General features: G+C 63.9%; 7 protein-coding genes and 1 pseudogene (1 of these 8 running past the window's edge). 1 reads left to right on the top strand and 7 read right to left on the bottom strand.

The genetic code is table 11. The features are described from left to right. A pseudogene (locus K728_RS19590) lies at positions 1-444 on the top strand (A/G-specific adenine glycosylase) (it extends 478 nt beyond the left edge of the window). A 15-nt stretch (positions 445-459) separates the two neighbouring features. Here the strand turns inward: K728_RS19590 and dhaM are convergent. The 7 genes from dhaM to K728_RS0114775 all read right to left on the bottom strand — a co-directional run bounded on the left by dhaM (position 460) and on the right by K728_RS0114775 (position 8735). Further along, the gene (gene dhaM / locus K728_RS0114805) at positions 460-1194 is read right to left on the bottom strand and encodes a dihydroxyacetone kinase phosphoryl donor subunit DhaM (protein ID WP_024477166.1); all 735 of its coding nucleotides are present in this window, start codon (positions 1192-1194) and stop codon (positions 460-462) included. After that, on the bottom strand, positions 1191-1850 hold the full coding sequence (dhaL, locus tag K728_RS0114800; RefSeq protein ID WP_024477165.1) for a dihydroxyacetone kinase subunit DhaL: 660 nt from the start codon (positions 1848-1850) through the stop codon (positions 1191-1193). Before dhaL ends, dhaM begins: the two co-directional genes overlap by 4 nt. A gap of 2 nt (positions 1851-1852) precedes the next feature. After that, positions 1853-2854, bottom strand: coding sequence for a dihydroxyacetone kinase subunit DhaK (gene dhaK, locus K728_RS0114795; protein ID WP_024477164.1), 1002 nt, complete (start codon positions 2852-2854; stop codon positions 1853-1855). Between the two features lie 228 nt (positions 2855-3082). Beyond that, entirely contained in the window at positions 3083-3265 is a 183-nt protein-coding gene (locus K728_RS0114790) for a CsbD family protein (protein ID WP_019483975.1), read from the bottom strand. Positions 3266-3350: 85 nt separating this feature from the next. Next, on the bottom strand, positions 3351-3899 hold the full coding sequence (locus tag K728_RS0114785; RefSeq protein WP_024477163.1) for an amino-acid N-acetyltransferase: 549 nt from the start codon (positions 3897-3899) through the stop codon (positions 3351-3353). A gap of 34 nt (positions 3900-3933) precedes the next feature. Continuing rightward, positions 3934-6024 (bottom strand): S9 family peptidase, encoded by a 2091-nt coding sequence (locus K728_RS0114780; RefSeq protein WP_024477162.1) that lies wholly within the window; start codon positions 6022-6024, stop codon positions 3934-3936. A gap of 203 nt (positions 6025-6227) precedes the next feature. Next, complete coding sequence (locus K728_RS0114775; protein WP_026041226.1) at positions 6228-8735, bottom strand: ATP-dependent Clp protease ATP-binding subunit; 2508 nt, start codon at positions 8733-8735, stop codon at positions 6228-6230. Positions 8736-8855: the final 120 nt, after the last annotated feature.

Below are 8855 nucleotides of genomic sequence, written 5' to 3'. Positions count from 1 at the left end.
CGGGCGGCTGACCTCCTGCCCGACGACGACGGCGAATCAGTCAAGTGGAACGCGGCAGTGATGGAGCTTGGCGCATTGATCTGCACTGCCCGGGCCCCCAAGTGCTCCCAGTGTCCGGTGCTCGACGCCTGCGCATGGGTTGCTGCGGGGCGACCGGAACCTCATTACGTGCCCAGGGGACAGGCTTGGGCCGGGACGGATCGTCAGGTGCGCGGGGCGATGATGGGAGTCCTTCGGGACGCGGTGGCACCGGTGATCAGGGAGGTGCTCGTTGCCGAACCGGTGGACCTCGCGCTCGGCTCGCCGCCCGGCACCGTAGTGTCCCCGCTCATGAAACTGCACCGCCTTAACGCGTCAAGGGAGCAACTCGAACGGTCCCTTGACGGGCTCGTGGCGGATGGTCTTGCCAGCGAGACCCCGGCCGGCATCAGCCTCCCCAGCTGACCGGCCCAGACCGCTTCAGAGTTCCCCGAACCCGCTGGCCACCTCAGCACCTATCTGATCAATGGCTTTCTGCGCGTCGGGGCCAGCGGCTGACGCGGTCAGGACCTTGCCCTGGCCGAGACCCAGGCTCATGAGCAGCATCACCGACTTCGCGTCCACCCCGTTGACCGTCACCTCCACATCCAGTTCACTCATCATCCGGGCCAGGGTTGCCGCGGGGCGGGCGTGCAACCCCATCGGGTTGGGCAATTCCCAGGCTGCCTCAACCGTATTTCCATCGGTGGAGGATTGAGATCCGCCTTCTCCGGGCGCGGCTGCAGCATGGCTGACAAACGGCTCGAGCTCCGTTGGATCCAGCGCGACGATCGCTGTCTCGGCGGCACGTGTCACCGTGTCTACATCGGCTCCGGACTGCGCCTCGACGGCCGCGGCGACTGTACCTTCGACCAGGGCTGCGCGGGCAAGCCTGACCCGCAAACGCTGGTCGCTGTCAATGAACTCAAGCGCCATCTCGGCCGTCATCACGGCAGAGCCCAGATCTGTCAGGAGCACGACGCCGGCACCCTGGTCCGCCGTCGAAATAGCCTCAAGCACCTTCTCGAAGCTGGTTCCGATCAGTGGGACACCAGAATCATCGTCCAACCCACCGGCGGCGACGAGCGGGACGTCCCCCGCCATCTCACGGGCGAGGTCGCAGATTCCCTCGGCGATCTTCGAACTATGGGACACAATGACCAAGCCAACGTTCACTCGTGCGCACCTGCCGCATCGGCCGCTGCCTGCAAAATCAACCCTGACGAGACGGCGCCCGGGTCGAGGTGGCCGGCGCTGCGTTCGCCGAGGTAGCTGGCACGGCCCTTCCGTGCAATCAGGGGTTCGGTAGCCGCGGCCCCGGCGTTTGCAGCGTTGGCGGCGGCCGCCAGCACCTCTGCAACCGATGCGCCGGCCATCGCGGCGGTGCCTGCCGCCTCAGCCGCAGGAGTCCAGGCATCGACCATCGTCTTGTCACCGGATTCGGCCTTGCCGCGCGCTACTATCCCATCGCGGGCAGCGGTCAGCAGCCCGGCGACGTCGTCAGGGCCTATTGCCTCGGTGTCGCCCAGCGAGGTGGCTGCACGGAGCAGGGCGGTTCCATAGAGGGGCCCAGCTGCGCCCCCCACGGATGACATGAGGGTCATCGCGGCCAGCTTCAGCACGGCACCCGGCGTGGCGGGGTGTGTACCGTCGTCGAGCTTTTTCACTACCGCCGTGAACCCACGATCGAGATTCTCACCGTGATCGGCATCGCCGATAGCCCGATCAAGGTCGATCAGGTATTGCCGATTCTCGCTGACCACCCGGGCACTCTCCCGCAGCCACGCGACCACCCATTCAGTGGTGAGGGTACTGGTGGATCCCTCTACCACGCCTAGACTCCCCACCGGAGCGCCGCAGTGTTAACTGGCGAATCCCACAACTCGACCATTTCGTCGTCAAGTCGCAGCACGGTGATCGAGGCGCCCTGCATTTCCAGGGCGGTGATGTAGTTGCCCACCAGGGATCGTTCAACAACGATTCCCTGCTCCTCAAGGAGTTGCCTGGCGCGCCGGTAGACGATGTACAGCTCACTTGCCGGCGTGCCTCCCATGCCATTGACGAAGAGCAGCACCTTCTCGCCGCTGTCCACCTTGAGATCGGCGAGGATTGGCTCCATCAGCCGTCCGGTGATCCCGTCGGCGTTTTCCATCGCAATGCGATGCCTGCCGGGTTCACCGTGGATGCCGATGCCGATCTCGATCTCGTCGTCGGTGAGGTCGAAGCTCGGCTGGCCGGCGTGCGGCACAGTACAGGCGGCGAGCGCCACCCCCATGGACCTGACATTGTCGATGACACGCTGGGCGATTGCAGTCACCGCATCGAGGGTGTCTCCCCGCTCGGCTGCGCCGCCCGCGATCCGTTCAACGAGGACCGTTCCGCCGACGCCGCGTCTGCCAGCGGTGTACAGCGAATCCTCGACTGCGACGTCGTCGTTCACCAGGACCGTCCGCACGGTCACGCCCTCGGCTTCAGCGAGCTCGGCTGCGGTTTCAAAGTTCAGGACGTCGCCCGTGTAGTTCTTCACAATGTGGAGCACCCCCGCTCCCCCATCAACAGCTGTGGTGGCTGGGAGAATCTGGTCGGGGGTCGGGGAGGTGAACATGGCCCCGGGTACGGCGGCATCGAGCATTCCTCGACCCACATATCCGGCGTGCAGCGGTTCGTGACCGCTACCCCCGCCGGAGACCAGCCCGACTTTTCCTTGGCGGGGTGCGTCTTTCCGGGTGATGAACAGGGGGTCGGGGTGGACATTGACCAGGTCTGCGTGGGCGGCCCCGAACCCTTCAACGGACTCGGTGACGACCTGCTTTGGGTCATTGATTAGCTTTTTCATGGCGGCTCCTCGGTGAAAGGACACAGGATTGGGTTTGCCGGCCCGCCGGACCTGCTGGCCTTGTCTGAACCCTACCCTCCGGCTAACTGCTTGCCTATAGGGTGCACTACTGGTTAAACGGCTGTGGGAGGCCCCCGAGCTACTTACGCTCGGCTCCTCCCACAGCACTAATCCTTCGGCGGCTTCCACTGGCGACTATGAATCGGGTGAACGCCTGCTGGACCAGATCTAGCGGTTGTCACCCTTGAAGGCGTCCTTGACGTTTTCGCCGGCGTTCTTGATGTCGCCGGAGGCCTGGTCCTTGTGGCCATCGGCTTCCATCTTTTCGTTGCCGGTGAGCTTGCCAACGCCTTCTTTGATCTTTCCGCCCAGCTTCTCGCCGCTGTTTGCTGCCTTGTCGTCTGCACCCATAGTCTGACCTACTTCCGCTCGGTGTGTCGGGGCCCGGGTCCGGGTCCCGCTTTTCGCATCATCATAGATGCCAAGCTCACTTAGCTTATCGATCCTGGCCTCGGTTTGCCACCTCATGCGGGCTATTTCCGAGCTGACGGATCATCCGGGTGTTGCCGAGGGTGTTCGGTTTGACCCGGGCAAGGTCGAGAAATTCGGCGACGCCCTCGTCGTGGGAACGAAGGAGTTCCGAATAGACCGCCGGGTCCACGGCCGACTGGTCAGCCATCACCTGGAACCCCTGGCGCTGGAAGAACTCCACTTCAAAGGTCAGGCAGAAGACGCGTTCGACGCCCAGGGCGCGCGCGTCGTCGAGCAGCTTCGCCACCAGCGCACTGCCGACGCCGCGCCCCTTCGCGGCCTGGAACGTGGCAAGGGTGCGGATCTCCGCCAGGTCTTCCCACATGACGTGCAGCGCCCCGCAACCGAGGACGCCGTCGTCGTCCTCGGCAATCCGGAACTCCTGCAAACCCTCATAGTAGGCAACAGTTTCCTTGGCCATCAGTACCCGGCTCTCAGCAAGCGGGGCCACCAACGCCTTGATTGCTGGGACGTCGGAAGTACGCGCGGGCCGGATTCTGAAGGAGGAACTCACTAAGGCAGTCTACAAACCCTGCCGCAGGTATCAGCTACAGTCCGAGTTCGGGGGGCAGGTCTGTGCGTTCACCGAGGACGTGGTGCGCCAGGAAATGCCCGACGACGCCGTACCAGACTTTCGCGTGCTGGGGTTTGAGAATCCAGTGGTTCTCATCCGGGAAGTAAAGGAACCGGTGAGCGGTCCGGCCTTCCTCATCTACTGCCAGCTGGGATCGTGACAGCAGTTCGTACCAGAGCCTGAGGCCCTCTCCGATTGGGACGCGGTAATCCTTGTCCCCGTGGATCACCAACATGGGTGTCGATATGTTCTCCACGTGGTGGTGCGGAGAGTTTTCCGACGCCATCTCGGGCGTCATCTCCTTCTCCCAGTAGTAGGACGCATCAGTGGTTGGGCCAAACTGGTCGAGCGCCCACAGACTGGCGTGGGTGACTACAGCGGTGAACCGGTCCGTGTGGCCAGCTATCCAGTTGGCCATGTAGCCGCCGAAGGACCCGCCCATGGCGGCGGTCCGGGTCTCGTCGATGTCGTCTCGTGCTACCACGGCATCGGTTGCTGTCATCAGGTCAGTGAACGGTGCTTTGCCCCACTGCCCCCAGCCCCGGTCGATCATGTGCTGGCCGTACCCGGTAGACAAGGCTGGATCAGGGAGCAGGACCGCGTAGCCCTGGGCCGCCAGCAGCCACGGCGACCACCGCCAGGTCCAGGCGTTCCAGGAGCCCAGCGGGCCGCCGTGGATCCATAAAAGCAGCGGAGCGGGCCGGGAAGAGTCAGCTCCGGCGGGGAGGACCAGCCAGGATCCAATCGTCTGTCCATCGTCGGCGGTGGTCTCTACTCGTTCCAGCCGCCCCGACAAGGCTGGTCGCTCGACTGGTCCCCGTAGTGCCGCCACGGTTCGGTTGATGAGGTCAATTGTGACCACCTCGGCGGGAAATTCGTAGGAGCTGCGCAGTGCGTAGGCGGTGTGACCATCGGGGGCCACCACCGCGTTGGTGTACGAGGCTGCGTCGCTGGTCACCCGGGTCACCTCATTGGTGGCTACGTCGATCAAAAACAGTGGCGAGGCGCCCTCCTCATCGGCAGTGACCAGCACTGCGCTGCCATCGGGCAACCACGCAGCCGGGGACGGCCAACGGTCCCACTTTGCGGCAAGGGGAAGGAGTTCCCCGCCGGCAAGTGGAAGCAGGCCAAGTGTTTGTTGCGGCGCAACCTCAGCGGTGGTCCGTCTGGCCCGGTGGACCACCAGGGTGGCACCGTCGGGGCTGATCGGTCCGGGCGAGAAGTCGTAGCCGGGGTCGTCGAGCAGGACCGAGCGCTCCCCGGTGGCAACATCAATCCTGGCAAGTATGCTTCGCGCATCCCCCTTACCCACCGGAATACTCACCGCTGTCACCACAACTGAACCGTTCGGGCTGATCACCTGCTTGGCGTTCCTGAGGGAGGTGCCTGCGGCGGGTGTGATGTTGCGGAGCTCGAACCGGGCTGCAGCGTCGGTTGCCTGGAGCGGCTGCCCGACGGTCCCCTTCCCCTCCAACGCGAAGTAACGAGGCTCTGCCGGACCTAGATCGGCATCCCAATAACGAACCGGATAACCGGAGTGCAGGATGGCGCCCACCTTGGCTTCCTTCCGCAGAGTACGGCGCGCGCCGTCGTCGCCCTCGTCAGTCGAACCCGCGAGGACTTCAGCGACGACGATGGCGGACTCCGCCTCGGAGGACGTCAGTACGCTGCTCACACCGCCCTGGCGAGAGAGCACCAGCTGCGCCTCCCCTCCCCGGGACGGGAGCCGCCAGATCGCGTTGGTGGGTTCCTTGGCCGCGTCCCCCTCTGCCCCATCCGGATCGGGCCGCGCCGAGGTGAACAGCAGGTCCCCGCCAGCCAGGAAAGAGGCACCCGTTTCGCCCTTGGCGCTGCGCGTAATCCGGCGCGCGGGTTGCTCTCCGCGCGGATCAACTTCCCAGAGCGCCGTCCCGTATTCAGTTGCCTTGGCATTGAGCGTAGCCACGGTCGTCACCAGTCGAGACCCGTCGGGGCTCAGCGCCAGGGCGGCCAGCCGGGGCATCGCGATGAAGAGATCCAGGTCGTGGAAGGGGGTTTCGGGCTGCTGTTCCGATTCGGGTGTCATCGCCCCTGTCTACCACCGTCCCGCAGCGGACGTGGTGTGGTTCACAGCGACTTCTCTGAGAGAGTAATAAGTTGCTTCAGGCACACAAGGTGAGCTTCCGGTCGGGCCTGCCGTGTCGGTAGCTGATAAACCGAAGGCCCCCGGCCAGCACCATGGTGCCGGCCGGAGGCCTTCAGGCTGACGCCACCCGGCGTCACCGCTGTCTACTCGGGGACCGTGGCCTCAATAGCCGCAGGAGCATCTTCAATTTCTTTCGGAGCACCGTGCCCAACGAAGGTGAAGCGGGCTTCGTCCCCTTCGCCTTCGACATCAACGGAGACCAGTTCACCGGACTTCAGTTCACCGAACAGAATCTTCTCGGAGAGCTGGTCCTCGATCTCCCGCTGGATGGTGCGGCGCAGCGGCCGGGCACCCATCGAAGGATCGTAACCGCGGGTGGCCAGCAGTACCTTCGCCGCGGGGGTCAGCTCGATGCTCATCCCCTTGTCAGCCATCCGCTTGCCCAGCCGTTCAAGGAACAGGTCGACGATCTCGACAATCTCGTCCTGGGTGAGCTGTGGGAACACCACCGTGTCATCAACACGGTTGAGGAACTCTGGGCGGAAGTGCTGCTTCAGCTCTTCCGTCACCTTCGCCTTCATCCGGTTGTAGGTGGTGGTGGTGTCGGTGCCGGACTGGAAACCCGTCATGACGCCCTTGGAAATATCCCGGGTGCCGAGGTTGGTGGTCATGATGATGACCGTGTTCTTGAAGTCCACCACCCGGCCCTGGCTGTCAGTCAGGCGACCGTCTTCCAGGATCTGGAGGAGCGAGTTGAACAGGTCCGCGTGGGCCTTCTCGACCTCATCGAACAGCACAACCGAGAACGGACGGCGCCGCACCTTTTCGGTGAGCTGCCCACCCTCTTCGTAGCCCACATAACCGGGAGGGGCACCAAAGAGCCGGGACACCGTGTGCTTCTCGGAGTATTCGGACATGTCGAGGGTGATCAACGCGTCCTCATCACCGAACAGGAATTCCGCCAGGGCCTTGGCGAGCTCGGTCTTACCGACACCGGTGGGGCCGGCGAAGATAAATGATCCACCCGGCCGTTTCGGATCCTTCAGCCCGGCACGTGTGCGCCGGATTGCCTGCGAGATCGCCTTGATGGCGTCGTTCTGCCCGACGACCCGCCTGTGCAGCTCGTCCTCCATCTTGAGGAGCCTCGTGGACTCTTCTTCGGTGAGCTTGAAGACCGGAATACCGGTTGAGTTGGCGAGGACCTCAGCAATGAGTTCCTCATCGACCTCGGCAATGTCATCGAGACCGCCCGACTTCCAACGACGCTCCTTCTCCATCCGCTCGTCATGAAGCTTCTGCTCCTTGTCGCGCAGTGAGGCGGCACCCTCGAAGTCCTGCGCATCGATCGCCGACTCCTTCTCCCGCTTGACGTCCGCAATGCGGTCGTCAATTTCCTTCAGCTCGGGCGGGGCTGTCATCCGGCGGATACGCAGCCGCGCACCAGCCTCATCGATCAGGTCGATTGCCTTATCGGGCAGGAACCGGTCCGAAATGTAACGCTCGGCGAGCGTCGCAGCCGAGGTGAGCGCCTCGTCGGTGATCGACACGCGGTGATGTGCTTCGTAACGGTCCCGCAGGCCCTTGAGGATCTCAATGGTGTGCGCCACTGACGGTTCCTGCACCTGAATGGGCTGGAATCGACGCTCCAGGGCCGCATCCTTCTCGATGTGCTTGCGGTACTCGTCGAGGGTGGTCGCGCCAATGGTCTGCAACTCCCCCCGGGCGAGCATCGGCTTCAGTATCGAAGCGGCATCAATTGCACCTTCTGCGGCTCCCGCACCCACCAGGGTGTGGATCTCGTCGATGAACAGGATGATGTCGCCGCGGGTGCGAATTTCCTTGAGCACCTTCTTGAGGCGTTCCTCGAAGTCTCCGCGGTACCTGGATCCTGCCACCAGCGACCCGAGGTCGAGGGTGTACAACTGCTTGTCCTTGATCGTCTCGGGCACGTCACCGCGGACAATTGCCTGCGCGAGACCTTCGACGACTGCCGTCTTGCCGACGCCTGGCTCACCGATCAGAACAGGGTTGTTCTTGGTGCGGCGCGACAGCACCTGCATCACGCGTTCCATTTCCAGGGCACGCCCAATAACCGGGTCAAGTTTGCCTTCGCGGGCAGCCTGGGTGAGGTTCCGCCCAAACTGGTCAAGGACCACCGAACCGGCTGGGGTGCCTTCCTGCTGCTGGCCGCCCACTGACGCAGGCTCTTTGCCCTGATACCCGGACAGCAGCTGGATCACTTGCTGGCGGACACGGTTGAGGTCGGCGCCAAGCTTGACCAGTACCTGGGCTGCGACGCCTTCACCCTCACGGATGAGCCCGAGCAGGATGTGCTCGGTGCCAATGTAGTTGTGGCCGAGCTGCAGCGCTTCCCGCAGCGAAAGCTCAAGTACCTTCTTGGCGCGCGGGGTGAACGGGATGTGGCCGGACGGTGCCTGCTGGCCCTGGCCGATGATCTCCTGGACCTGCTCACGGACGGCGCCGAGGGAGATGCTGAGGGATTCGAGCGCCTTTGCGGCGACCCCTTCACCCTCGTGGATGAGCCCGAGCAGGATGTGCTCGGTGCCGATGTAATTGTGGTTGAGCATGCGGGCCTCTTCTTGGGCCAGCACTACAACACGACGGGCGCGGTCGGTAAATCTCTCAAACATGGGGCACACTCCTAGCTAACGCGTAATTCGATGCTACGTGTCCTGCACAGGCTTTTGGAGCGTGTTCGCCACAGGCGAGATATCACACCCACCTGCGACTGCGCCCCAGGGGGCGCAGCC

Source organism: Arthrobacter sp. CAL618, from assembly GCF_000468215.1.
Classification (GTDB): Bacteria; Actinomycetota; Actinomycetes; order Actinomycetales; family Micrococcaceae; genus Arthrobacter_D.
The sequence above is the reverse complement of the archived record's forward strand: the minus strand, read 5'-3'. Positions and strand labels throughout refer to the sequence as shown.

Excerpts from the sequence above, each read along its gene's own strand:
- dhaK (WP_024477164.1), bottom strand. The coding sequence starts at position 2,854 with ATGAAAAAGCTAATCAATGACCCAAAGCAGGTCGTCACCGAGTCCGTT.
- K728_RS0114780 (WP_024477162.1), bottom strand. The coding sequence starts at position 6,024 with ATGACACCCGAATCGGAACAGCAGCCCGAAACCCCCTTCCACGACCTG.
- K728_RS0114790 (WP_019483975.1), bottom strand. The coding sequence starts at position 3,265 with ATGGGTGCAGACGACAAGGCAGCAAACAGCGGCGAGAAGCTGGGCGGA.
- K728_RS0114775 (WP_026041226.1), bottom strand. The coding sequence starts at position 8,735 with ATGTTTGAGAGATTTACCGACCGCGCCCGTCGTGTTGTAGTGCTGGCC.